General features: G+C 52.0%; 28 protein-coding genes and 1 tRNA gene. 11 read left to right on the top strand and 18 right to left on the bottom strand.

The window, feature by feature from the left end; all coding sequences use genetic code 11:
• Positions 1-5: 5 nt before the first annotated feature.
• Entirely contained in the window at positions 6-536 is a 531-nt protein-coding gene (locus KP702_RS01180) for a cytochrome b (RefSeq protein WP_202206342.1), read from the bottom strand.
• Positions 537-661: 125 nt separating this feature from the next.
• Between KP702_RS01180 and KP702_RS01175 the strand changes: the two genes are divergently transcribed.
• The 3 genes from KP702_RS01175 to KP702_RS01165 all read left to right on the top strand — a co-directional run bounded on the left by KP702_RS01175 (position 662) and on the right by KP702_RS01165 (position 3077).
• Positions 662-1240, top strand: a complete 579-nt coding sequence (locus KP702_RS01175; protein WP_046900041.1) for a YqaA family protein — start codon at positions 662-664, stop codon at positions 1238-1240.
• Positions 1241-1419: 179 nt separating this feature from the next.
• On the top strand, positions 1420-1704 hold the full coding sequence (locus tag KP702_RS01170; protein ID WP_215768388.1) for a hypothetical protein: 285 nt from the start codon (positions 1420-1422) through the stop codon (positions 1702-1704).
• 5 nt (positions 1705-1709) lie between these two features.
• On the top strand, positions 1710-3077 hold the full coding sequence (locus KP702_RS01165) for an MFS transporter (RefSeq protein WP_215768387.1): 1368 nt from the start codon (positions 1710-1712) through the stop codon (positions 3075-3077).
• Between the two features lie 89 nt (positions 3078-3166).
• Here the strand turns inward: KP702_RS01165 and KP702_RS01160 are convergent, their stop codons facing one another.
• Together KP702_RS01160 and KP702_RS01155 are read right to left on the bottom strand one after the other, a co-directional pair.
• Positions 3167-5092, bottom strand: a complete 1926-nt coding sequence (locus tag KP702_RS01160; protein ID WP_215768533.1) for a transglycosylase SLT domain-containing protein — start codon at positions 5090-5092, stop codon at positions 3167-3169.
• 210 nt (positions 5093-5302) lie between these two features.
• On the bottom strand, positions 5303-6109 hold the full coding sequence (locus KP702_RS01155) for a uracil-DNA glycosylase family protein (RefSeq protein ID WP_215768386.1): 807 nt from the start codon (positions 6107-6109) through the stop codon (positions 5303-5305).
• Positions 6110-6163: 54 nt separating this feature from the next.
• Here KP702_RS01155 and KP702_RS01150 point away from each other — a divergent pair, with 54 nt between their 5' ends.
• The 3 genes from KP702_RS01150 to KP702_RS01140 are packed head-to-tail and all read left to right on the top strand — an operon-like array spanning position 6164 to position 9234.
• A complete protein-coding gene (locus tag KP702_RS01150) occupies positions 6164-7927 on the top strand; it encodes a tetratricopeptide repeat protein (protein WP_215768385.1) in 1764 nt (587 codons plus the stop codon).
• Entirely contained in the window at positions 7924-8820 is an 897-nt protein-coding gene (locus tag KP702_RS01145; protein WP_202206338.1) for a 4-(cytidine 5'-diphospho)-2-C-methyl-D-erythritol kinase, read from the top strand. The genes KP702_RS01150 and KP702_RS01145 overlap by 4 nt, the downstream gene beginning before the upstream one ends.
• 15 nt (positions 8821-8835) lie before the next feature.
• The gene (locus KP702_RS01140; protein ID WP_252348483.1) at positions 8836-9234 is read left to right on the top strand and encodes a hypothetical protein; all 399 of its coding nucleotides are present in this window, start codon (positions 8836-8838) and stop codon (positions 9232-9234) included.
• A gap of 7 nt (positions 9235-9241) precedes the next feature.
• On the opposite strand, the gene KP702_RS01135 is transcribed toward KP702_RS01140, so the two are convergent.
• From KP702_RS01135 to KP702_RS01090, 10 genes are all read right to left on the bottom strand, one after another.
• Complete coding sequence (locus KP702_RS01135; RefSeq protein ID WP_202206337.1) at positions 9242-9568, bottom strand: hypothetical protein; 327 nt, start codon at positions 9566-9568, stop codon at positions 9242-9244.
• A gap of 4 nt (positions 9569-9572) precedes the next feature.
• The gene (locus KP702_RS01130) at positions 9573-9968 is read right to left on the bottom strand and encodes a response regulator (RefSeq protein ID WP_202206336.1); all 396 of its coding nucleotides are present in this window, start codon (positions 9966-9968) and stop codon (positions 9573-9575) included.
• Complete coding sequence (locus KP702_RS01125; RefSeq protein WP_304599222.1) at positions 9965-11041, bottom strand: chemotaxis response regulator protein-glutamate methylesterase; 1077 nt, start codon at positions 11039-11041, stop codon at positions 9965-9967. The genes KP702_RS01130 and KP702_RS01125 overlap by 4 nt, the downstream gene beginning before the upstream one ends.
• Positions 11038-11868, bottom strand: a complete 831-nt coding sequence (locus tag KP702_RS01120) for a protein-glutamate O-methyltransferase CheR (protein WP_202206335.1) — start codon at positions 11866-11868, stop codon at positions 11038-11040. The genes KP702_RS01125 and KP702_RS01120 overlap by 4 nt, the downstream gene beginning before the upstream one ends.
• The gene (locus KP702_RS01115; protein WP_202206334.1) at positions 11858-12286 is read right to left on the bottom strand and encodes a chemotaxis protein CheW; all 429 of its coding nucleotides are present in this window, start codon (positions 12284-12286) and stop codon (positions 11858-11860) included. The genes KP702_RS01120 and KP702_RS01115 overlap by 11 nt, the downstream gene beginning before the upstream one ends.
• Before the next feature lie 40 nt (positions 12287-12326).
• Positions 12327-14351, bottom strand: coding sequence for a chemotaxis protein CheA (locus KP702_RS01110; protein ID WP_202206333.1), 2025 nt, complete (start codon positions 14349-14351; stop codon positions 12327-12329).
• Positions 14348-14707, bottom strand: a complete 360-nt coding sequence (locus KP702_RS01105; protein WP_202206332.1) for a response regulator — start codon at positions 14705-14707, stop codon at positions 14348-14350. Before KP702_RS01105 ends, KP702_RS01110 begins: the two co-directional genes overlap by 4 nt.
• The gene (locus KP702_RS01100; RefSeq protein WP_202206331.1) at positions 14704-14973 is read right to left on the bottom strand and encodes an STAS domain-containing protein; all 270 of its coding nucleotides are present in this window, start codon (positions 14971-14973) and stop codon (positions 14704-14706) included. Before KP702_RS01100 ends, KP702_RS01105 begins: the two co-directional genes overlap by 4 nt.
• Positions 14973-16316, bottom strand: a complete 1344-nt coding sequence (locus KP702_RS01095) for a methyl-accepting chemotaxis protein (RefSeq protein ID WP_237389815.1) — start codon at positions 16314-16316, stop codon at positions 14973-14975. Before KP702_RS01095 ends, KP702_RS01100 begins: the two co-directional genes overlap by 1 nt.
• Before the next feature lie 256 nt (positions 16317-16572).
• Positions 16573-17529, bottom strand: coding sequence for a retroviral-like aspartic protease family protein (locus KP702_RS01090; protein ID WP_202206330.1), 957 nt, complete (start codon positions 17527-17529; stop codon positions 16573-16575).
• A gap of 207 nt (positions 17530-17736) precedes the next feature.
• Between KP702_RS01090 and KP702_RS01085 the strand changes: the two genes are divergently transcribed.
• Together KP702_RS01085 and KP702_RS01080 are read left to right on the top strand one after the other, a co-directional pair.
• Positions 17737-17813 (top strand) — tRNA-Asp (locus KP702_RS01085).
• Positions 17814-18003: 190 nt separating this feature from the next.
• Positions 18004-18246, top strand: a complete 243-nt coding sequence (locus KP702_RS01080; RefSeq protein ID WP_202206329.1) for a hypothetical protein — start codon at positions 18004-18006, stop codon at positions 18244-18246.
• Between the two features lie 11 nt (positions 18247-18257).
• Here the strand turns inward: KP702_RS01080 and KP702_RS01075 are convergent, their stop codons facing one another.
• Positions 18258-19022, bottom strand: a complete 765-nt coding sequence (locus tag KP702_RS01075) for an ABC transporter ATP-binding protein (RefSeq protein WP_202206328.1) — start codon at positions 19020-19022, stop codon at positions 18258-18260.
• Between the two features lie 4 nt (positions 19023-19026).
• Positions 19027-19866 (bottom strand): ABC transporter permease, encoded by an 840-nt coding sequence (locus KP702_RS01070; RefSeq protein ID WP_202206327.1) that lies wholly within the window; start codon positions 19864-19866, stop codon positions 19027-19029.
• 122 nt (positions 19867-19988) lie between these two features.
• Between KP702_RS01070 and queE the strand changes: the two genes are divergently transcribed.
• Genes queE through KP702_RS01055 form a run of 3 tightly spaced genes read left to right on the top strand, consistent with a single transcriptional unit; the run spans position 19989 to position 21858 of the window.
• Entirely contained in the window at positions 19989-20630 is a 642-nt protein-coding gene (gene queE, locus KP702_RS01065; RefSeq protein ID WP_211499893.1) for a 7-carboxy-7-deazaguanine synthase, read from the top strand.
• On the top strand, positions 20627-21328 hold the full coding sequence (queC, locus tag KP702_RS01060; RefSeq protein ID WP_202206325.1) for a 7-cyano-7-deazaguanine synthase QueC: 702 nt from the start codon (positions 20627-20629) through the stop codon (positions 21326-21328). Before queE ends, queC begins: the two co-directional genes overlap by 4 nt.
• Positions 21325-21858: a 6-carboxytetrahydropterin synthase gene (locus tag KP702_RS01055; RefSeq protein WP_202206324.1), complete on the top strand. Its 534-nt coding sequence runs from the start codon at positions 21325-21327 to the stop codon at positions 21856-21858. The genes queC and KP702_RS01055 overlap by 4 nt, the downstream gene beginning before the upstream one ends.
• Positions 21859-21864: 6 nt before the next feature.
• Here KP702_RS01055 and folE read toward each other — a convergent pair whose 3' ends face one another.
• Genes folE through folP form a run of 3 tightly spaced genes read right to left on the bottom strand, consistent with a single transcriptional unit; the run spans position 21865 to position 24160 of the window.
• On the bottom strand, positions 21865-22503 hold the full coding sequence (gene folE, locus KP702_RS01050) for a GTP cyclohydrolase I FolE (RefSeq protein ID WP_202206323.1): 639 nt from the start codon (positions 22501-22503) through the stop codon (positions 21865-21867).
• Positions 22504-22511: 8 nt separating this feature from the next.
• Entirely contained in the window at positions 22512-23399 is an 888-nt protein-coding gene (folK, locus tag KP702_RS01045) for a 2-amino-4-hydroxy-6-hydroxymethyldihydropteridine diphosphokinase (RefSeq protein WP_202206322.1), read from the bottom strand.
• On the bottom strand, positions 23396-24160 hold the full coding sequence (gene folP / locus KP702_RS01040; RefSeq protein ID WP_202206321.1) for a dihydropteroate synthase: 765 nt from the start codon (positions 24158-24160) through the stop codon (positions 23396-23398). The genes folK and folP overlap by 4 nt, the downstream gene beginning before the upstream one ends.
• Positions 24161-24327 lie beyond the last annotated feature (167 nt).

Here is a 24327-nt window from a genome sequence, read left to right as displayed (position 1 = left end):
TTTATTCAGAGCATCATATCCATGACCTGATCCCGCCGGGAAAAACGGTGCATCAGCGCCGCCACACAATGCCCGGCAATCAGAACACCAAGAATCCAGGCAGAAAACTGGTGCATGACACCCAGGATCGGCGCGAACAGCGCAGTTTTCTGAATGAGCGCCGGCAGGTGCACCGTCCACAGCATCTGGACTGGCGCACCGTGAGCAGAGGCCATCAGCCACCCCGTAAGAGGCGTAGTCAGCATCAGTAGATAAAGGCATCCCTGAAGCACGCGCGCCGCAATGCGCTGCTCTTCCGGAATAGTGTCAGGTAATGCTGGCGGCCGATGTGTTGCGCGCCAGGCCATTCTGAGAACAACAAGGATTACAACTGTCGATGCGATCTCCTTGTGAATGGAAAGCAGTTCTCCCTTCAAAGGAGAAGCCCCACGCGGCAACAGGCGCCCCGCATAGAATCCAATCATCCAGACCGGGATAATGATAGCAGCCATGCCCCAGTGAAACAGGCGGGCCAGAAGAGAGTAACGTTGGGGCACAGGGGATCCATTTTCAGAAAAGGAAGAGCTTTGTGCTTCCTTTACCCTGTTTTCCGAAGCAATGAATTTTCATTCAGTGACAGAGAAGGATAGGAAGACCGGATATTCCTCCACAGGACCAGACCGTGATCCATTCCCTCTATCGTCGCATCACCGACCTTGCTGCCTCACCCAAAGCCGTATGGTGGCTTATCATTATCGCCATGGCAGAAGCGTCGGTCTTCCCAATCCCCGTTGACCTGATGCTCGTTCCCATGATCCTGACGCGACAGGACAGGGCCTGGTTTCTTGCAACAGTCTGTACTGTTTCTAGCGTAATAGGTGGCGTGATCGGATGGCTGCTCGGCGCTTTCCTGATGAAGCATATCGGTATGCCCATCGCCCATTTTTATCACGCAGATGGGCGCATTCTGGCGTTGGAAGACCTGTTCCGCCGATATGGCATATGGATCATTTTAGGGAAGGGCCTCACACCTCTCCCCTACAAATTCGTCACACTGGCTGCAGGCGCGGCACACTTCCCGCTGCTGCCGTTCATCGCTGCCAGCATCACAACGCGCGGGGCACGTTTTTTCCTGGAAGCCGCCCTTCTCAAAGCCTTTGGGGAACCTGTGCGTGAGTTCATCGAAAAACGCCTGACAGTGATTTTGCTGATTCTTCTTGTGGTGATCGTTGCAGGCGTTGCGCTTGTTGAGCTCTTCTAACGAGATAGTCACACCAGATCATGCTTTGTTGGCATAAAAAATAACACAAATACTATTTGAATATAACAGATTCATGTTATCGTTTCTGCGATCGTACTCACACGGTTATCGGTAACGGCTTTCCTGCAGGCATGCCTGCCCCGTTCTCCTCATGCCAGAACGTCTCCGACGAGAATGACATGAAGAGAAAAGGATTGCCGGCCTCCGAACGACAACCCGAACACACATTCCCGCTGTCAAAGGAGTTCGCCATGTTCAGAAAAGAGCCTATCTTTATCGCTAAACGTTTTAACATCCTGCCGCCCGCATCACGCTCGGCAGGTGTGTTCAGTGGTATCGAAGCGCAATTTCTTGGACTGGCTTCTCCCGGGCTTGTCACATTGCGAGCCCCACTGGAAAGCACCGACCTGCCACCGTTGCCGTGTGAAGACACTCCATCCTCCCTTTCCCTCAGGAAGGCATGACATTCATGAGTGCCACAGAGCTTTCTCCACCCCATCAAGCAGTCATCACCAAATCCCGCATCCTCTGGGGCATGCCGGTGATGCTGCTGTGGGGTTATATCGCTGTTGCCCTGTACATGACGGGCGACGGCATCGAAGTTGCGTTCCTTGCCAAATACGTCACGCAGATCGGCTTTACGCCCAAACAGGCAGGAATGCTCTTCACCATTTACGGTGCAACAGCCGCCATTTCGAGCTGGCTGTCTGGCGTGCTGGCAGAAGTTTATGGCGCACGCCGCATTATGGCGATCGGCACCATCTGGTGGGCACTGTGCCACGTCGCGTTCCTCGGACTCGGCCTCGGACAGCACTCCTTCCCGATGATGATGCTGTTCTATGGTCTGCGCGGCTTCGCATACCCGCTGTTCTTCTATGCGTTCTTCTTCTGGATCGTCCAGAAAACCCCCGATCATCGTCTGGCCTCTGCCATCGGCTGGGTCTGGTCGATGTTCACGCTGGGTTACGGCATCATCGCGTCCTTCCTACCAAGCTGGACCATCCCCGCTTTCGGATTCATGCCGACCCTGTGGATGTCTTTGGCCTGGGTTCTGGCTGGCGGCGCACTGGCTTGCCTGACCATCCGCGAAGATCCCTCTGAAGCCAAGCCACTGGCAGCCAAGGTATCAGTCAAGGAACAGCTGATCGAGATCAGCCGCAGCCTGACGCTGATTGTTGAGAACCGCGATATTGCATTGGCACTCATCACGCGCGTCATCTGCAATCTGTCTCTCTTCGGCTTTCCGGTCATCATGCCGCTGTTCTACACGTCTCCGGAAGTTGGCTTTACCATGCCGCAATGGCTGCGGATCTATGGTGCGTTCTTCCTGGTTCAGCCTGTGACCAACGTGGTCTGGGGCCTTATTGGAGACCGGATCGGCTGGCTGCGTCAGATGCGTTGGTTCGGCTTTGTCGGCTGCGCAATGGCAAGCCTTGCCTTCTATTTCATCCCGCACCTGATGCCGGGCAACATGTTCACTGCGATTATCGGTGCCTTGTTTCTGGCTTTAACGCTCAACGCATTTGTGCCCATGGGAGCAATCTTCCCCGCTATTGCGCCCGATCACAAGGGTGCCGCGGTTTCCGTGCAGAACCTTGGCGGTGGCCTGAGCAACTTCCTGGGCCCGGCACTGGCAACACTGTTTGTTACTGGCTACGGCACGCAGGGCGTCGTTTACATCTACGCAGCACTGTATTTGCTTGCCGCAGTCATCACCTGCTTCATCCGCTTGCAACAGCCCAAGGGAGCTTCCGCCATGGAGGTTTACTCTTCCGCCAAAGCGTCCGCAGTTCATGAAGAAATGGAAGATCTGGGCATCCAGACTCAGAAAAGCTGAGCTTCAAACATAAAAAAGCCCGGCACTCAGGCCGGGCGATTTTCTGAAAAGACCTCGCATCAAAACGCTGATGCGAGGTTTTTTTATTCTTAGTTCAGCGCCATCTGCTCATGAGCCAGAGCCTGCTCCGCGCCAAATGATGGCCACTCAGAATGCGTCAGCGCTTTCAGAGACGGCGAAGAGAGCCCCATCTTATGTGCATACAGCCACGTATACGTCAGGGCGCGATGCACATAGTCACGCGTTTCCGTGTTGGGCAGCGTTTCCATAAAGAACAGCGGATCATGCAGATCTGCCGTCTGCGCGCTTTCCCAGCGGGCGATAGCGCCAGGCCCTGCGTTGTAAGACGCCAGAACCCGTACAAGATCGCCGCCCTCAGGCCGCGCCGACAAAGATGTATGGCTCGACTGAGAGGCCAAATACAGCACGTAAAGCTGACCAATTTCCAGATTGGATGACGGGTTGTGGAGGCGGTTTACCATGTCAGGCGGCACGGGAATAACAGCCATCCCATGGGCATCATATGTCTGGTGATGCAGGGTGATGAAGCTTGCCGTGATCGGTCGGATCTGCATCAGCCCATGCGCACCTGCCCCGGATGTAGCGGCAGCATCGAAATTCGATTCAACGCGCGTGAGGGCATAAACCAGAGCCGGGTTCATCCGGAAACCATGGTTCGGCTTGAGACGGGGCATCGGCAAATCCGCACCAGCCGCTTGTGGCCGGCTCTCCCCATTCATGATGAGCGACGCGAGTTGTTCGGACAGATCTTCAAATCCGGCAGTCTGGGCAACAAGCTGCAAGGACCGGGACCGTGCACTATCAGGCGCCACGTCCGTCCACATCCGTCGCATCAGCGCCTCGGCGCGTGCACGCTCGCCAATCTGAAGCAGGGCAAACAACTGTCGGCCCTGCGGAAGCGCACTGATGGCCTCGACGTCAATTTCCCCAAGAACCGGAACAGGATCACGGAGCGTGATTTCCGTTACGCTGTCTGGCAGGCGGGCATGCCCCTTACGTCCGAGCTCCAGTGTCTGAGCGGCGAGCATCCCATAAAATGTTTCATGATGGTTCGCTGCACGATGGAGCCAGGACACGTATGCCGCCATTGCGTGACGGCGAATTTCTGCACGTGCAGCCCAGAACGCTGCGGCTGCATGAAGCTCGGGCGATGTAACTGGAGCATTCGCCGCCGATTCAAACAGCTCATATGCCGCATCAAGATGACCCTGACGCCAGGCAGCCAGACCAGCAACATAAGCAGGAAGACCAACCTGATGGCCTCCTCGCTCGAAGCCGGCGCAACCATGACGCAGCGCGCTTTGAGCATCTCCCTGGGAGAGCAGCCCCAGAGAAATTTCTCCGTAAAGCTGCCCTGCATAGGCAGGGGTCATGCCAGGCGTAATATCCACAAGGTGCAATGCACTGGCTGCGCCCTTCACGCCCTGCATCACCCTCTCCTGAACCGTACGATCCAGAAGAGGGTTACGCGTGAAGGCATGCGCCAATGGATCCGCAGGGGAACTATTGGGCAGGTGGACAGTTTCAGGACGATCTTCAGGCGCCAGAGACCTCACAAAATTCTGGACCTGAACGGAGCCTGCCGGAGCAGTCCTTACCAGAAGCCCCTGAATTGCAGGGGCGTCCGGTTGGGTTGAATAGTTTTTCAACCAGTCGCGAAGCTGGTCCGCTCCTGGATGAGCACCAGGCGCAAGATAGCGATCTGCCAGAACATCGCCCAGCAGGACGCGATCCGTAAGCAAACGCGTCTGCTCCATGGCTTCTTGCAGGTCACCACGACGCTGCGCCTGCAGGATCAGACGATATCGACTGGCCATAGTGGCCGTCAGAGGGTGTGGCAGCGATACAATGCCGTCCCCACCGAGGCTGGGACGGGCTTCTGCAAACGCTGTTTCATCGCCAGCATGGTCTGGCTGAGGGGGCAGAGTCTGCACACCGTCAGCACGCACCGGGGAGAAAGTTCCACCGGTCAGAATCAGCACACTCACAAGCAACGCTCGCGCCGTGCCACCTGAGATGAAAGGGGTAATCCTTCGCATAGCCGCCGGGTGCTACCCGGTTTCTGGCACGCTGGCAAGTTTTGGTTAACCAGAACAGAGCCTCGGACTAAGCGATGATATCGTCACACACTGGAACAATCCAGTGGCAAACACCTGTTTTCGAGTAGTTTTTTGCGTTTTCGCGAAGTTTTTTACAGGTTTAAATCAGGACGTGTTTAGTTCTGTATTTTCCGCACTCAATCGCTCCATCAAAACCAGAAGATCCTGCCACGCATTCCGGCGTGCAGCAGGGCTGGCAGCGAGTTGTAACGGGTGTCGCATAGGCAGCAGAGCAACCGGTGCATCCAGCTCGGGAATCCGAATTTCCGTCCATTTGCCACGCAGCCGATTCAGCATGGCCTGATCCCCCAGAAGCAGCCGCAGAGGCGTTACTCCCATCGTCACCAGAAACGGTGGTCGGCACAGGGCGATCGTTTTCAACAGCAACGGACGACAGGACCGCATCTCCTGATCCGTTACACCACGCCCTCCTGGCGGCCGCCATGGAACTGCTGGTGCCATTGAGAGCACGGAGCGTTCCAGCCCTGCAGTGGCCAGCATTCGATCCAGAAGCTCACCGGCACGCCCCGCAAAAAGTTCTCCAGAGCGATCTTCATCCGCATCCGGCGTCTCTCCAATCAGCATGAAGCGAGCAGCATCGACAAAAACGGGCTTGAGCCGATGCGTTGCCGTCCGCGCCAGAAACAGATCATCAAGCGTTTCGCTCGCCCGAATCAGGGCCGGCAGATCACGTGCCTGTTCCAGCCCGGGTGATACCGGCGCAGGCGATGGCACTTCCCTGGGTAACGCTGGTCTGGCGTGTAAGGTGTCCACTCGCGCAGGCAGACTCCGAGGCACATCCGAAAGGCGGTCAATCGTCTCTTCCGAAAGAACCTCGTCCACACCCCAGTCATATTGCAGCTGTAGCGCGGCAAGCAGTTCTGCCCGGCTCGGAACAGGCTGGGGTGTCATGAAAAATCCGTTCAGGTTGGCGTATGACCGCATGCGGTCTAGAATTGACCCATTATGCAGATCACGCGCGGCTGGCCCAGATCAATTCCGGTTTTTTCGCACTCGCTTCGCGCGGGTCTCTCGGCACTTCTGCTGGCGGGAACCCTCCTGCCCTCAGCATTTGCGGCCCCTCCTCCGGAAACACTGCCCGCTATTGATCCCGGGAAATCCCTGACCGGCTGGCTGCTGGCGTCGAGCGTCATGATGCAACGCGGTGAGATCGACGCTGCCTATAACGCGCTTTCACATGTCCTGACGTTATCTTCCCGCGATCTGAAGCTGCGCGAAGATGCTCTGCGCTACGCTGCCATGACCGGACATGAAGATGAGGCTGTGACGTTCGCCAAAACGCTTCCCGCCAGCGATATTGCCACCCTCGTCCTTGCCCAGAACGCGGTTACTCGGAAATCCTGGACGGAAATGCGCCAGACCCTGAGCCGCAATAACCATCGAGGCCCTCTGGTCTCTGTTGCAACGCCAGTTCTTCTCGCATGGGCGCAGACAGACGAAGGCCATGTCGAGCAGGCACTTTCCACTCTCAACGCCGCTGCGACCTTTGCCCCGACACGCCGCCTCTACCTGTTCCATGCTGCGCTGATTGCAGAGCGACTGCCTTCTCAGCATCAGGCTGAACTTCTCTATCAGAAGACTGGCAACAGCCCCGATGATCCGCTGACGCTCCAGATTCTTTACGCCCAGATTTATGGTGGCTGGCTGGAAAGTCAGGGCCAGCATAAGGCAGCACTTGATGCCGTTGCTGCGCTGGGCGTGAGTTCCCCTCTCGCCTCCATGATCATTGGGCCACTTCAGCATAACCTGAAAAAACGACCTCCCCTTTCTCCCTCTCAGGGTGCGGCAATTTTGAACCTGCAACTTGCCCTGATGATCACGGACGTTATTCAGCAGGAAGGCATTCCTCACGATCCGGCCATCATCGCATTGCAACAGGCCCTCTATCTTGATCCCACCCTCACGGTTGCACGCATTTTCCTTGCCGACACCTTCCGTGACGGCAATCAGATCTCGAAGGGCCTCGAGACACTCAATTCGGTTTCCAGCACGGACTCTCTGGCAGCGCTGGCGGCCCAAGAGCGAGTCAATCTGGCCAGCCGCTCCCACGATCTTCCACTTCAAGCCGATGCGCTTCATCGCGCGCTGACCCTGCTTCCGGGTAACCCGCAATTTCTGGTTCAACTGGCTGAAGTTCAGGATCAGATGGGCCATCATGCCGAGGCGATCGATCTTTATACGAAAGCTCTCAAGGCCTCCCCTCCTCGAAAGGAGATTGCCTGGCCGATACTTCTCGGTCGCGCCATGGCTGCCCAGGAAAACGGAGACTGGGCCATGATGCAGGAAGATATGCACCATGCGCTGGAACTCGCCCCTGACCAGCCAGAAGTTCTTAACTTCGTCGGTTATGCCAGTATCGAACACGATATTGACCAAGACCACGCCTTACAGTTGCTTAAGCGCGCGGTGGAACTTCAGCCTAACGATCCATCTATTCAGGACAGCTACGCCTGGGCCCTTCTCAAGGCCAAAGGCGACCTGAAAACTGCACTACCCATTCTTATTCAAGCTGCGGAGCATGCCTCGAGTGATGCCGAAATCGGCTATCATCTGGGCGTTGCATATTGGTATCTCGGTCGCCACACGGAGGCTCAGGATCAATGGAACCAGTCTCTGGATGACAATCCGCAGCCTCAGGATCGCACTCTCATTCTGAATGCCCTCCAGCAGGGCGGCCCACATCTCAAATCATTCGAACAGAACAAATGACCCGTCTTCAAGATACCGCCCACGCCAAAATCAATCTCTATCTGCATGTCACTGGGCGGCGGCCTGACGGGTATCATCTGCTCGACAGTCTCGCAGTCTTCGCCGGGGCAGCCGACACGATCAGTGTGGGAGAAAAGTGCGATCGGTTTTCTCTGTCCATTGAAGGACGATTTGGCAAAGGCCTTGAAGCCGACGACAGCAATCTCGTTCTTAAGGCCGCCCGTGCGCTTCAGGCAAAAAGCGGCTCTCATGACGCATACCGGCTGACACTGAAAAAGGATCTACCTGTCGCATCAGGTATTGGCGGCGGCTCCGCTGATGCCGCGTGTACACTGCGCCTCCTTTCACGCGTCTGGAACGCAACAGAGTCCGATCTTTGCACACTTGCAGAGCCCCTTGGTGCCGACGTTCCCGTCTGCGTTCGCCAGCAAGCGACACGCATGGAAGGGATTGGGGAAATTCTGACCCCAGCACCAGAAATACCGAACGGCGGAATTCTGCTGATTAATCCAGGCGTTGGTGTGTCAACGCCCGATATCTTCCGCAGCTTTGCCGCAATGGGGGGTATCGTCCAGCGTACAAAACCGGTGCTCCCCAGCCAATGGTCGTCAATGCGGGACCTTGTGGATCTATTACGGCAAACGGCGAATGACCTTCAGGCACCCGCGATTGCTCATGCCCCGGTTATTTCTGACGTTCTCACTGCGATTCAAAGTCAGTCGGATTGCCTTCTGTCGCGTATGAGCGGATCAGGCGCTACCTGCTTTGGCCTCTTCCCTACCCCACAAAAAGCCCGCGAAGCAGAAGAAGCTCTTACCCAAACGGCTACACGCTTGGGTTGGTGGACATGGAGTGGTCCATTCCATCAGAATTCTCCCGTTGGAACCCCCTGAAAAGAGGCGCTCGAGATGACTAGCAACCCGCGCATGCAGGTAACCCGCTCAGAAGACGGGCAAAAGATCATTCTCTCCTTTTTGGATGGAAGCGGTCTGACCGGTGACATTTCTCTGGATGAAGCCCAGTTGAACCAGTTGATTACCAGCTTGGGGATGGCACGCACAGCGCTACTGGAAAAGCGTCCGCCAGCGCCGATTGAAGGAGCGCGCTTCGCTCCTGTTTATAAAACGAACTGGGCCTTACAGATTGATGCCTTGACTGAAGGGTCCTTACTGGCCTTTCAACATCCTGCATACGGTCCCGTCGGTTTCGTCTTTACCCCCTCAGACGCGGAACAACTTCTCCGTGGCCTCCAGAAGCATCGGACAATGGTTCATTCTCAGCCGGGAGACGCTAGTAAACCAAGCTAAATGGACACTAAAATAATTCTACATCAGCGCCAGCAGCATATGAGGCAATAGGACGCCCTCTGAGCACTCCGCGAAGGTGAGACAGCGTCAAATGTTCAATCGCGCGGTCAGAAATTTGCACACCCTGCACATCTGACTGCATTGAAAGGCGATGACACAACACGCTCATTTGCTCCAATTCCTGCATCAGAACATCCAGTCCCTGCAGGGAAGTACCCTCTTTTTGGCAGCAAGCATCAAGCAGAATTGCCTCAAGGCGTCTGCATTCTGAGAATGCTTTGGCATACTGCATTGCCATTCCTTCCAGCAAAACAGCCAGCTCGACCTGAGCCATGGGGTCAAGCTCCACAGATTGGGCCAAACACTGCCTCGATCCGAGATTTTAACGAACTCGTTGTAAAAGGCTTAGCCAGAAAATTATTTACTCCAGCCGAAATAGCCTGCTGCACCAACTCTTTATTCGCTTGGCCCGTCAACATGATGAACCCCGTTTTCCCAAACGCAGGCGAAGAGCGAACCGCCTTCAACAACTCCAGACCATCCATATCTGGCATATTGAAGTCTGATATAATCAGATGCGTTGCATTAGCCTTCAGATGGTCAAGAGCCTCCAGTCCGTTACGGACCCCAGAAACTTTGACAAAGCCTAATTGAACAAGACTATTCCTCAACAACGAGCGAATAGATGTCTGATCATCCACAAGAAGAACAGACATGGATGAGGCAGAAATCATTGATAATTCTCCATTGCATGCCGCTCAGCTAACCGCAAAATAGCAGGTCCGATTTCGCTTAAGGGAAGTTGCGTTTCCACAGCACCGCACTCGAATGCGGCTCTCGGCATACCGTAAATGACTGACGTCTGTTGATCTTGGCCAATCGTTCGAGCGCCCGCCTCTCGCATAGCCAATAATCCTTTAGCGCCGTCAGCTTCCATCCCTGTCAAAATCACGCCAACGGCTTGGGGACCAGCGGCTTGGGCCACAGAGAAAAAAAGAGCGTCAACCGAAGGTCGATGACCATTCATCGGGGGTTGGGACACCAGACGGCAAACATAAGAACCAGTTTTTTCAGCCTGAGAAATTTCTGTATGCGCCGGTCCGCCCGGTGCAATCAAAACTTTCCCACGTTCCAGTCGGCAAAAATCCTTAACTAGACCAACTTGTGGGCGTGAAATTGAATTCAGGCGTCGAGAAAAGTTCTCCGAAAACTGCTGTGGCATATGCTGCACAATTACCGTAGGCGGGCAGTCAACCGGGAAACTTTCCAGCACTTCAGAAAGCGCTTCAACCCCTCCTGTAGACGCGCCAATTGCCACAATGACGTTTTGAGCCTCCTCTTCAATTAAAGGAGCCTTTGCATGTCCTCCCGGTCTACAGAATGCCGCCTGAACCACAACGTCTGCCAACCCAGAGAAAGCGTCTTCTCCATGCAATACAGGTATTTTGGAGAAGCACCGTACAGCACCCATCTGCCGGGCCCGCTCTGTGATTTCTCCATAAGGCGACAAAAGACTGGAGACCATGACGACTGGCATCGGACGTAGGCGCATGATCTTTTCGAGAAACTGCAAACCGTTCATCCCCGGCATCTCAACATCCAGGGTCAATACATCTGGCTTTAACCTGACAATCAGATCTCGTGCCTCCAGTGGTGTACTTGCAGTTCCTACCACTTGAACCCGTTTGTCTTGCTTCAGCGACAGCGTTATGAGCGCTCGACTTGTCAAAGAATCATCTACAACCAAAACTGAAATTGGTTGTCGGGACGACATACAGTCTGAAATTTTGTAATCTAACCGTATCATAAGACCTTTTTGTACGCATTCGTTCCAATGGGCCGAAGGCCTAACTCTTGAGAATTTGGTATTCGCTCTGAATGTCCAATATAAATCTCACCATTAAGATGAATTCGGCTAGATAACCTCTTCCAGAGAAGATCTGTTGTTTGTTTGTCAAAATAAATTGAAACATTCCTACAAAAAATCGCATGAAATTTTGATTGAAATGGCCAATCCCTTGTAATATTTAATATTTTAAAAATTATTAAGCCTTTGATATTCTCCGACATAGAAAACGTATCTATATTGTTTACGCAAAATTTGTTAAATTTTTCTGAAGGAATTTTTGAAGCGTGATTTTTACAATAAATTCCGCTCCTCGCCTTCCCGATCATTTCTGGATCGATATCAGTACCAAGAATTTTAATTGTTTTTGAAGGCAAGCCACTCAACGACTCAACTGCCGTCATTGCGGCAGAATACGCCTCCTCTCCACTAGAACATGCAGAAGACCAAATACGAATTTCTTCTCCTGAATAAGCGTCCCTATAAAAATCATGCCGCAAAAGTCTGTCTAAATAATTAAAATGTTTCTTTTCTCTAAAAAATTCAGTCACATTTGTTGTAATGTCAGAAATTATTTTTATCCTTTCATCATTTCCTCTCCTGGAATTAATAAATTTATAATAATCCTCAATACCATTAATATTATTATCCATTATTCTACTTGATATTTTTGAAATAATAAGATTGTTTTTTCTTTTTCCTAAAGAAATGCCGGTTAATTCCTTAACCATTTTCGAAATAAGAAAAAATTCTTCTTCTCTTATTAAGAATTTATTTTTAGTCTCCATGGATACAATCTTTTATAAACAACGATTCATCTATTTTGAAAATATTTCTATTCTCTAAATTAATAATTCCCTCGAAAAAAGAACAATTTTCATTTAAATTCAAGTTAGAAAAATCTTTCAAATTCTCCTGTTCAAAATCTAATATTTCTAAAACATCCTCCACAGAGAATGAAATTATTTTATTATTTCCCTCCACAACAATAATTGCTTTTTTTTCATGTTTCATACCTGAAGCATTAATTTTTTTCGAGAAATCAATCAAAGGAATGACAGATCCACGGATATTAATGATGCCTTCAAGAAACTCTGACGAATCTGGGACAGGTGTCGAATTAATCCAATTTCTTATTTCTTTTACGCAACGTATATCAATGGAGTACTCTTGATTGTTCGATGAAAAAATCAAAATTTGCGACATACTTCCTCCTACACCTCGTCAATAATATTGCTTATTTCAATTAATAATTCGCAAGAGAATCTACGTCGACAATTAACGCCACGCTCCCATCTCCCAAAATACTAGACAATGAAAATCCTGATATTTTTTTATAGTTTTTTTCTATAGATTTAATAACAAATCTAGATTGATCTATTATTTCATCCGCCATTATAGCTAGTTTTGATTTTTTTTCATTCTCCACTACAATGCATATTTTTTCTTTTCTTGTTTTATCTGAAATTTCATTTTCTTCATTGAAATCTATCGGGATTATTTCATCACGATATGAATATCCCCATTTTTTTTCTGAAATTTTAAAAGTTCTTTTTCTATTAAATACAAAAGCTTCCACAACATTCGGGACAGGTATAATAAATTTTTGATTATTTATTTTAAAAATCAATCCCTCCAAAACAGAAAGTGTTAAAGGAAGAGAAATAGAGAATTTAGTCCCTTCTCTTTCTTTAGAGGAAATGATAATTTTTCCGCCGATATCTGATATTGAATTTTTTACAACATCCATCCCTACACCGCGCCCAGATAAGTCCGAAACAATTTCGACTGTAGAAAATCCTGGTGAAAAAATTAAATTTTGAATCTCTTTTTTTTCCATAGGAATTCCAGGAAAAATAACTTTATTTTCAATGGCTTTATTATAAATTTTCTTACAATCCAACCCTGAACCATCATCTTCCACTTCAATAATAACGCGGCCAGAATGATGAAAAGCTCTCAAATAGAGATTTCCTTCATATGTTTTACCTTCCATACTTCTGACATCTGCATTTTCTAGGCCGTGGTCTATTGCATTGCGAACCATATGCATCAATGGATCAAAAAGCTTTTCAAGTATTGATCTATCAATTTCTGTTTCTTCACCTTCTATATGCAATAGGACCTGCTTTCCAGAAAGACGGGCTGTCTCTCTCACAATTCTTCCCATGCGCTGAAAAACAGTCCTAATAGGATGTGCGCGCATCGCCATTACATTTTCTTGCAATTCGTGGGTGAGTTGATTTAACTCCGCGATTACTGCATCGAGCGAAGAACCTGGCTGGATACCGTATGATTGCATCTGGGTGCGAATAGCTCCTTGATTAATAACCAATTCACTTACTAAATCTACGAGTTTATCCACTCTGCGCGTATCAACACGAACTGTAGGGTTTTCTTTATATTCAGCTTTCGAAATCGGGGAAATTACAGGCGATACAACTGAACTACCCTCGAGATTTTCGTCTCCCACAAACGGATTAGCCGCTTTTTCTTGAGTATTTTCCTTATGAAAAAAATCGACAAATCCTACTTTAAGATCTTCTCCTGACCATTCAAATATTTCTTCAATATTTTTCCTGCCCTCAGAAGTCTTTAAGGTAATATTCCACTGTAAATATGTCACATCCGGCTCGAATGCGTCCAAAAGTGGAATTTTGTGGGGCTTTACTTCAACAGAAAGAAAACCCTTTTTTTGTAAAAATTCGAAGAGATTTCTTACATCGTCGCCATGAGAATACAACGAAAATAAAGGCTGCACCTCAATATAGAAGGTGTTTTCCTTTGGAACGTCGATATCTATCTTAACAGGCTGAAAATGAATTCCATCTATGTCTTCCAGGATGGTCGGGTTCAGTTCTGGCTGTGCACATAACGCAGAATTATCTTCCAAGCACAGGCTAAGGTCCCTCCAGACATCATCTTGGTTTTGTAATGGCGTCCCGAAGCGATAAAAAGCGACAATATCGGCTAAAGCATCCGTTGCTTTCAAAAATATTGCGATTTTATCCTGATCGATGCTGCATTGCCCTGAACGGATTTTCTCAAGGACTGTTTCAAACAGGTGAGCAGCGCGCACCAGATTTTCCATGCCAAAAGCACCTGCTCCTCCTTTGATGGAATGAACAGCCCGAAAAATCGTATTAATTTTTTCAGAAGACGAGTTAAACGTCTCAAGTTCATTTTCTAGCGCAGATAAATGCTCTTCGCACTCTTCGAAAAAAACCTGACGAATGCTTTCCAGTTCATCCATAGAGCCATTCTCACTCATGGTGACACACGCTCAATAGTCTCAAGCAGACGGTCCGCAGTGAATGGTTTCACTATCCATCCTGTCGCGCCAGCTGCACGACCTTCCTTCCGAGCCTCTGGACTTCCTTCGGTCGTTAAAAAAAGTATTGGTAAATATTGTGTTTTCTTTTCAAGACGCAGCTTTCTGACAAGCTCCAGTCCATTCATCCGTGGCATATTCAGGTCTGTAATAATAATATCCGGATCAAACTCTACTAATTGTGCCAGAGCATCCACACCATCTTCTGCCAGACAAACGATATGCCCTGCCGACTGCAGTACATTCCGCAAAAGATCCCGGATTGTTCTGGAATCATCAACGATCATGATATTCATGGCGTATCGCCTTCTTCTAGTAAGAAGGTCCCACCCATCGTTTCCAATGCTTGCGTGAATTCGGCTGATGGGTTTTGGATTAGAAAACGAGACTGCCGGGCATGAGCTGTCTTCTGAGCTGAAAGTAGAACTTCAAAACATCGTCCTCCCAGGCGTTTAACGCTTCCAGCATTCAACGTAATGTCTGTCGATTGCTCTCTAAGCTCCTGCAAAAGCGTTACCGCAAATACAGTCCCCATATCTTCTGGGAGACAAAGCACCGCCATTACCGAAATTCCTCCCAGCCTTCATCAGATGTTTGAAAATCATCCGTCGAGAATAGTGGTGACGATGGCACCAAATTATAGTCGGTCTGATGGCGTCCGGTTCCGATCAAGTCACGCTCCCCAACATGAAAATGATGGACAATCTGCACCAACTCCTTGGCTTCTTCACTAAGGTTATGACTTGCTGCGGTCGCTTGCTCGACCATCGCAGCATTCTGCTGAGTATTCTGGTCCATCTGATTTACGGCCAGACTTATCTCAGAGAGGTCATTTGCCTGGCTTTGCGCTGCAGTCGCAATTTCGCCAATCAGGACACTGATTTCGCCGACATTCTCAACGATCGTCTTCATTGCAGCACCAGTTTCCTGAACGAGTGCTGTCCCTTTGCCGACTTGCTGAGTGCTGGATGTAATCAGATTTTTGATATCTTTCGCCGCATTGGCTGATCTCTGTGCAAGGGCCCGGACCTCTGTGGCGACAACAGCAAATCCCTTCCCTGCTTCTCCCGCCCGTGCCGCCTCGACACCTGCATTTAACGCCAAGAGATTTGTCTGAAACGTAATGTCGTCAATCAGTCCTAAAATTTGACCAATTTGCTTGGACGATTGTTGAATATCCAGCATCGCAGCCGTTGCAGCAGCCATGATTTCACGAGAGCTCTCAGCTCGCTCCCGCGTCTGGGTAACGACAATACTTGCGTGCATCGCCGCATCTGCGGTCTTCTTGACTGTCTCGGTCACACTTCCAACGGAGTGTGTTGTCTCTTCAAGACGACTGACTTGCTGTTCCGTTCTACGGGCGAGGTCATCGGCGGCAGAAGCAATCTCGGCAGATCCAGAAGAAATCGTTCCTACACTATCGTTTAGAGACACTAGGATCTTCTGAAGGTCCGCAAGTGTCTCATTGAAATCTCGCCGCAACCGTTCGTATTTTTCCGGGAAAGCCTCTTCCAGTTTCTGGTCAAGACGCCCTGCTTTGAGGTTTTTCAAGGCACTCCCGAGCACCTCGATCATTTCATCGCGCGAGCGGGCTTCAGTCATCGCCTCGCTTTGTGACCGACTGGCTTCTTCCTGAGCATGACGGGCGGAAGTCTGCGCTTCAGCAACCTGCCTCTGACTTCTCTCCAGATCAGTTTGAAGACGTTGAAGACGCTCGCGCACGCCATCAAGAGCTGGAACCGTTATAGAGGTAGGAATGCTTTGATCTGCAAGTTGATGCGCAGCCTGTGCAAGCTGTTGAGCTGGACGAAAGACTGAAAAGAAAATTAGGATACCAGAGAGGCTTATGCCAAGGAAAATTAAGGCGTCAGGCGCAAGGAACTCGAAGAGCCTGTTGCCTGTCACGCTTCCTGCCATTCCTCGCACACGCCAATATGCCGCACAACAAAGAAGCAGCATGGGGAACAGCAGACCTATCCACAGCAGCGCTGGAGTTACGCCGCTGCTTTTAGTGCTTACGGGCTCGCGTGAGAAAGACATTCCAGATCACCCAGTCAAAACAGAACCTGCCCCCACCGTGCACAGCACAAAGGACATGAAGGACTGTCTTACCCGTGACTGATTGATACTCCGTTAACAGCACTTCCCGGATATTTCAGAGTTACGGCTGTCGAGCCGCACTCTGATCAGCCTCTCCAGCAGGGATGTCTTTATCGTGCTGAGCGTAAAGATAATCATCCCGAGAAATCCAGAGCCGATAGTGTTTCAGGAAATCACTCCCAAGAAGAGCCTCACTGCCCGGAAGGCTTTCAACGACATCCAGCCTGATATTCTTGAATGCGATATCTCCTACCTCCAACGTAGAGAAGAGATGTCGATAAATTTTTATCGGTTCGCGGGTAACACCATAGCCAGGAAAGACAGGATCGTTACTCAGCATCGCTCGAGTGACCCCTGCCCTCCGTGCAACGCTCATTGTCACAAGGCTGGAAGAGGCCCCGGTATCCAGAACAGCATCGGCTGATTTGCCATTGATCTTGATCTGCAGCCTTGTTTTCAACCCATCATTAGCTGAATGGGTGACAGGAATTTTGTGGATTGTGCCTTCCCATCCTGGCGTTGCAACCGCGCAGTCTTCGGTGCGAACCAACTGGACAACATGATCAGGCATGTCGACGATTGTGTCGTAATTGGCAAGAAACTCCTGCCCGAAAAGACCCACCACCGGAAGGCCGTCAGCTTTCTCCCCGAATTTTCCACCTGCAATGGTGACAATATTTCTGGCGCTGGAAGGCCCCATTTCCAAGCTTTTGATCATAACAGCCTGAACAAGCTCGCTTCCCCCCACACCCGTCATAGTGCCCACTGGGCCCATAACTTCCAGTCCAAGGGGCAAAATGTAGGAGCTTCCAATAACCGACGTAGCAGCCCCTGTGTCGATGATGAGTGCGGCTGGGTGACCGTTGATACCAGCCCTGACAATCGGAGATCCCGAGCTATTAATGATTGGCATGACGCCGCTGATATACAGCTTACATTGATGCGGCCCCGTCGGCGCACAAGCCGACAGAGCCACAGCAAGCAGCCCAACGGCTCCCAGTCGCTTCAACACCCACATTCCGGCACACATCCACCAAACGTTTCAAACAGTTACACTGTTCGCACCTCACGTTTTTCCTGCAAGTCATTTTTTTTGCTCGAAAAAAGCATTTTTTTTAAAAACGCTCTTGCCACCCCCAGAGCACACTGCTAAATCACCGCCACCGACCGAGAGGAAGCCAACACGGCCTCGAACGGACGGTCCAAAAATCGCCTAAAGCGATTTGCGGGTGTAGCTCAGTTGGTTAGAGCGCCGGCCTGTCACGCCGGAGGTCGCGGGTTCGAGCCCCGTCACTCGCGCCACTCTTTAAAGAGTGGCGCTGATTAACTCCCCCTAAAAATTCTATCTTTATCAAGCATAGAGCTTTTCCGTTTTTCTCGTATACGGAAAGAAGTGTTACGCTTGGCTACAAAGAGCCATCGGTTTCGTAAGAAATCCTTAACCGGCGAGGCAGACACTCTAAGCATCCCTCATCTTTGCAGGATGCAATTTATGTCTTCCATCTCCTCTCTTGACGCAGTTTCCAATCTATCGACGCTCTATGGCACAGCCGCGAATCAGAGCTCGAACACGACGCCCTCCTCTTCGGCCGAAGAGACAACCACGACGACAAACGCCGATGGCTCTGTCACCACCACGATTACGGATTCTTCGGGCAATATCATTTCTGAAACAACGACGAACAGCCCGTCTGACGCTACAGACAACCACAGGGACCTGCATATTACGGCCTGATCCCAAGGCAATCAGGCCGTCAGATAAACTTCCAACACCTCATCTGGAGGACCATCCATCCGGATCTTCCCATTTTCCAGCCAGATAACCCGTGTGCACCATTTCCGCATGATGTCTGGCTGATGGGTCGAAATCACAAGAATATCTGCATGCTGGACCATGCCTTCCAGCCGTTCTCTTGCCTTGTTCATAAAAGCACCATCGCCAGCCAAAAACCATTCATCCATCAGAAGAATTTGTGGCGTCATGGCCGTTGCCAAACCAAAAGCCAGGCGAACCGTCATTCCTGAACTGTAGGCTTTGACAGGCATATCCATATAGCTGCCCAGATCTGCAAATGCCTCAACATCCCGATCCAACTGAGCCGTCTGCTGCTTGGAAAGACCGCCGTGCAGGCCGAACAGACGGATATTCTCACGCCCAGTCAATTCTGTGTTCATGCCAAGACTGCTATCCAGCAGCGTCCCAATCGAACCTTCCAGCCGAACACGCCCCTGTACGGGTTCGTAAATGCCTGCAAGCGCACGGAGAAGCGTGGTTTTGCCCGCGCCATTGCGTCCAATCAGACCCAGTCGCTCGCCGGGGGCAAGACTGAAGCTGATATCCTGCAAAACACTGACAATGGTCCGCTCCCGGCCATCCTGCACCAGATGTGCCGCCGGAGAGCCGGGACGAAAACTGGAAAGCTTGTCCCCGACATGCCGCTTCAACGAGCGGCTTTGCCCATGATACAGGGGAAAATCGATCCGAAGCTGATCAACGACAATACTTGGCATTCTATCAGATCCAGTACGGAATACGGGCGCGCATACGACAGAACAGCGCAGCGGCGCCCCCCCAAAGAAGAATGCCCTGCCCGATTGCAGCATACCAGAGGACGGGCCGAACTTCGTATCCCATCAATGGGCCACGCATGATTTCCAAAATGGGGTAGAACGGATCCAAAAGAAGGTACTGACGTCCCACATAGATCAGATCCGGTTTCCAGATCACGGGTGTGACGAAAAAGAAGATCTGCAGAAGTGACGCCATGATGGGTGCGATATCTCGAAAACGCGCCCCAAGCATCCCGATCAGCAGAATGATCGAAAAGCTGTCCAGCAGCCAGAGCGGCACACTCAGCAGCAGGCTCCAGCTGTGCTTCGGCCAAACGTGATAGATGCCGAACACAACGACAATGACCACAACGTTGTGGAGCAACATCAGCACGTTACGGACAATCAGTCGAATGACCGGCAGTGTGGCGGGAATCCGTCTGGCATGAAACAGCGATGTACTCTGCGTAAAGGCCGTCGCAGCATCGTTTATGACGCCGCTGATATATCCCCACAATACAATTGAAAGCGATAGAAACGGCAGGTAATGCGGCAGATCCATATGGAAAAGATAGCCGTAGACCACCCCCATGGCTGCCGTCATGATCGCGGTCGAAATTGTCAGCCAGAATGGCCCCAGCACTGACCCGCGATATCGGAGCTTGATGTCCAGCCAGCCAAGAGCAACAGCCAGTGGCAGCAGCCGAAAGCCGGCCTTCAGGTCATCCAATGCGGCCCGGATACGGCCGAATCCCTTCTGCGGAGCCAGATCGAGTATGGGAGTACGGGAGTTGCTGTCTTCCATGGGCTTCTCCCTACCATGAAAGACGTTTCTGCCCACCCCTGCGGGCCGTCGAAACATCTGTCCGCAGATAAAAGAATGTTTTCCCTTGCATCTGGCCGCGTCCTCGCCGAAATGCTGCGGTCATGTCTTATGCTGTGAAGGAAATGTTCGTCACCCTCCAGGGAGAGGGTGCGCAGACGGGTCGCGCCTCGGTATTCTGCCGGTTTGCCGGGTGCAACCTGTGGTCAGGCCGAGAGCAGGACCGTGAAACGGCAGCATGCCGCTTCTGCGACACGGATTTTATTGGAACCGACGGTGAAGGAGGCGGCCGCTTTCAGGACGCAGCCACTCTGGCGGATACGATCGAACAATGCTGGCAAAGCGTCGCTGATGCTTCGGGCCGCCGTTATGTTGTGTTCACAGGAGGAGAGCCACTTCTCCAACTGGATGCGGAACTGATTGCTGCCGTGAAGGCCCGGGGGTTTGAGATTGCCGTTGAAACCAACGGAACAATCGCCGCACCGGACGGGATCGACTGGATCTGTGTCAGCCCCAAACCGGGTGGCGCCCTGGTCCAGAAAAATGGCTCGGAGCTGAAGCTCGTATATCCACAGATCGAGCTCCCACCCGAACTGTTCGACACGCTGTCCTTTCAGCACTTCTGGTTGCAGCCAATGGATGGACCGAACCGCCTGGAGAACACGCAGGCTGCTGTTGCGTATTGTCTGGCACATCCGCGCTGGCGCCTTTCCCTGCAAACTCACAAGATGATCGGAATTCCATGAGCAACGCCGCCCTCGTCCTGTTTTCTGGCGGCCAGGATTCAGCAACCTGCCTCGCCTGGGCTCTCTCCCGTTTCGATCGTGTTGAGACCGTAGGTTACGCTTACGGACAACGACATCTTGTCGAGCTTGAGTGCCGTGCCACCCTGCGCGCGCAGATGGCAGCCCATTCTGCAGAATGGAAAGCAAGGCTGGGTGAAGATCATACCATTGATTTGGCATCCCTTGGCGCCCTGTCCGAGACCGCTCTGACCCGAGAAGCCGAAATTGGCTTCAACGAAAGTGGTCTGCCCAATACCTTTGTGCCAGGTCGTAACCTGATCTTCCTGACGTTCGCAGCCGCATTGGCTTATCGTCGCAACGTCAAGCATATCGTTACGGGCGTCTGTGAAACCGATTATTCGGGCTACCCGGACTGCCGCGACGATACGATCAAAGCACTGCAGGTTGCCCTGAACCTGGGCATGGACCAGCGCTTCGTGCTGCACACGCCCCTGATGTGGATCGACAAAGCTCAAACTTGGGATCTGACGGAAGAACTCGGCGGAAAAGCGCTCGTAGATCTTATCAATCAGGAGAGCCACTCCTGCTATATGGGAGATCGCACACATCAGTACGCCTGGGGCTATGGCTGTGGCACATGCCCGGCCTGTCAGCTCCGTGCTGAAGGCTGGCGCCGTTATTGCGAGAGCAAAGCATGACCGCAGAACTCGTCTTTACGCGCCGTTTCTGCATGGGCCACAGGCTTATTACTGGCACCAGTGAGAAGTGTGCGGTTCCGCATGGGCATAATGAATATGTGAAGGTGACACTCCGGCCCGTTGACGAGAAACGGCTGGATGGTCACCAGAACATGATCCTGCCATTCGCAGAGGCCAAAACCCGCTGGCATGATTTCGTAGACAACAGTCTCGACCATGCTTTGCAGTTATCGGAGCGAGACCCGCTGCTGGCATGGTTCCGGGATCACGAGCCTGAACGCGCACGCAGGATCGTCGTCACGCCAGGCGACCCCACGACCGAAGTCATGACCGCGCTTCTGCTTGCCAAGCTGACAGCCATTCTCGCCGATCAGGGCGGAAAGCTTCGCGTTCATGAAATTGAGCTTGAAGAAACCCCGACCAACACGGTCAAGCTCAGCGGCGATCCCTCATTCTATCTTCCGCAAGTCGAGCGCGCTGCCCAAGCCTGCTGGTGGAACCGGGCAGACATGAGCATATCGGATCTTTAAAGCCTTTCAGCTTCGCAGAAGAGACAGGATCTCCATGCGGGCTGCATGGTCATGCTTCCAGGTTCCACGGGCAATCATTGTAACCGTAGTGGAACCCGGCGAGCGTACACCGCGCATACTCATGCACATATGCTCGGCTTCAATCACAACGAGCACAGCTTCCGGCGCCAGCACATCCTCCATGGCCTGCGCGACCTGATCGGTCAGGCGCTCCTGCAACTGGGGACGTCGAGCAAAACCTTCCACAACGCGCGCCAGCTTACTAAGGCCCGTCAAACGCCCGCCTGCCGGCAGATAGGCCACATGCGCCTTACCGTGCACCGGGAGAAGGTGATGCTCACACATGGAATGGAAATGGATATCCTTGACGATAACCGCACCATGGTGCTGGTCTGCTGAGAACTGCGTCTTCAGATGATCGCGCGGGTCTTCATACAGACCTTCGAACACTTCCAGATACATCTTTGCCACGCGCTGAGGCGTGTCATGTAAGCCCTCGCGCTCCGGATTTTCTCCGAGCGCTTCCAGAATTGTACGAACTGCGCCCGCAATCCGCTCCTGCGCATCGGCAGGCCGAGACAAGCCTTCGAGCGGGCGCAGGTCTTCATTGCTGGCTTTTGCAGCCGTGGCGTTCCGGTCAGTCATGTCGGGTTTCAGGCTCCTTCGTTCCCCGAAGCGGCACGATCCGGGTCACGCCGGGTCACATCTCCGCTGGTTCGAGGCAGGACTGCTAGCGCGTCCGCCACCCGACGTCCACCAATCACACGCCCTGCCGCTATTTCCGCCAGAGGTTCGAGAACAAACGCCCGTTCAAACAGATGGGGGTGCGGCAGCGTCAAAACACGGTCAGAAATACTGCATTCATCATAATGAAGAAGATCAATATCGATAGCCCGTGCCCCCCAGCGGACACCCGGCTGCCGACCCAACTCCCGCTCAATCCGCTTACAAATCGTCAGCACTGCATGAGGACGCAGCGTTGTCTGACCCGTTACACACAGATTGACGAATCCCGGCTGATCGATCCCACCCCACGGTGCACTATCGTACAGGGACGAGACGTTCAGAAGCTGCAAGCCGCTCTCCAGAGACAAACAATCTATTGCAGCTGCCAGGATTGCCTCACGGTCCCCCAGATTGGCGCCCAGCGAGAACGCAACCTCATGAACCCGCTGGCGCTCAACTGTCGTCGCGGTTTCCGATACGGGATAGGGCACGGGTGCAGACGGCTTGCGCACGGTCACAAGAACCTGCTCAACACGCCCCAGACGCCTCAAAACCTCATCAGCAATCCGTCCCGCCAGGGCCTCTATCAGGCCCATGGGCTTTCCGGTCACGATGTCAGAAGCGATATCGCACAAAGTGCCGTAGCAGACGGCCTGAAGGTAGTCGTCTGTTTCGATAGCCCCTGAGAGATCTGCACGAATCTCGATATCAATGATGAAGCGTTGCCCGATCCGGTTCTCTTCCGGCAACACGCCATGATAACCGAACAGACAAAGATCCCGAACAAAGACGGCAGTCAGCGGGGCGGTAATCATTTACAGTCCTTCAGGATCTGGCGCATTGCCAGCGCATCTGCATGCTCCCGAACGTCATGAACACGCAGAATATCAGCGCCAGCATCTGCACCGAAAAGATTGGCAGCCAGGGTTCCCGCCAGCCGTTCGTCTACAGGGCGCCCTAGAAGATATCCAAACATAGACTTCCGGGAGAGCCCCAGAAGGACAGGCAGACCATACTCCTGTTTCAGAATACCAACGGAGGCCACAGCCTGAACGTTCTGATCCTGTGTTTTTCCAAAACCAACTCCCGGGTCCAGAATCAGAAAGTCTTTCTTTACCCCGGCCTTCTCAGCCAGATTGAGTGAATGATCAAAAAACCGGTGCCAGTCCGCCAGTAGGTCCAGTTGATCATCGCAATCGTGCCGATTGTGCATGAGAACCGCCGAGGCTCCCCTGTCTGCCACCACGAACGCCATATCTGGATCGGCCTGAAAGCCCCAAACATCATTGATAACTCGTGCACCCGCCTGAAGAGATTTCCGAGCTACCACGGCTTTCGTTGTATCGACCGAGATCGGAACGCCCTCAGGCGCAAGACGGTTAATAATCGGCTCAAGCCGTGCCCATTCTTCATCGGCCGGCACTGAGCGAAAACCAGGTCGCGTTGACTCCGCCCCGATATCCAGAATGTCGGCACCATCAGTGAGCATGGACCGGGCGTGTGCCAGCGCTGTTTCCGGGGCCTGAAAATGACCGCCATCAGAGAACGAATCCGGCGTAACATTCAGGATACCCATCAATAAGGGCTGTCTTCCTGAAGGGGAGCCAGAAAGACGTGAAGCGCTATTTTCAGACGGAAACAGAGAGAACAGTTTCGATATACCTTAGTGCAAGAAGAGCCGGAGAATCCCAGCTTCTTCAACTGTAAGAGACCTGCATCGTAGTCCGCCCGCATGTGAACGGA

The sequence above is a fragment of the Gluconobacter sp. P5B12 genome, assembly GCF_018812035.1.
Lineage (GTDB): Bacteria > Pseudomonadota > Alphaproteobacteria > Acetobacterales > Acetobacteraceae > Gluconobacter.
This window is presented reverse-complemented; position numbering and strand designations above follow the sequence as displayed.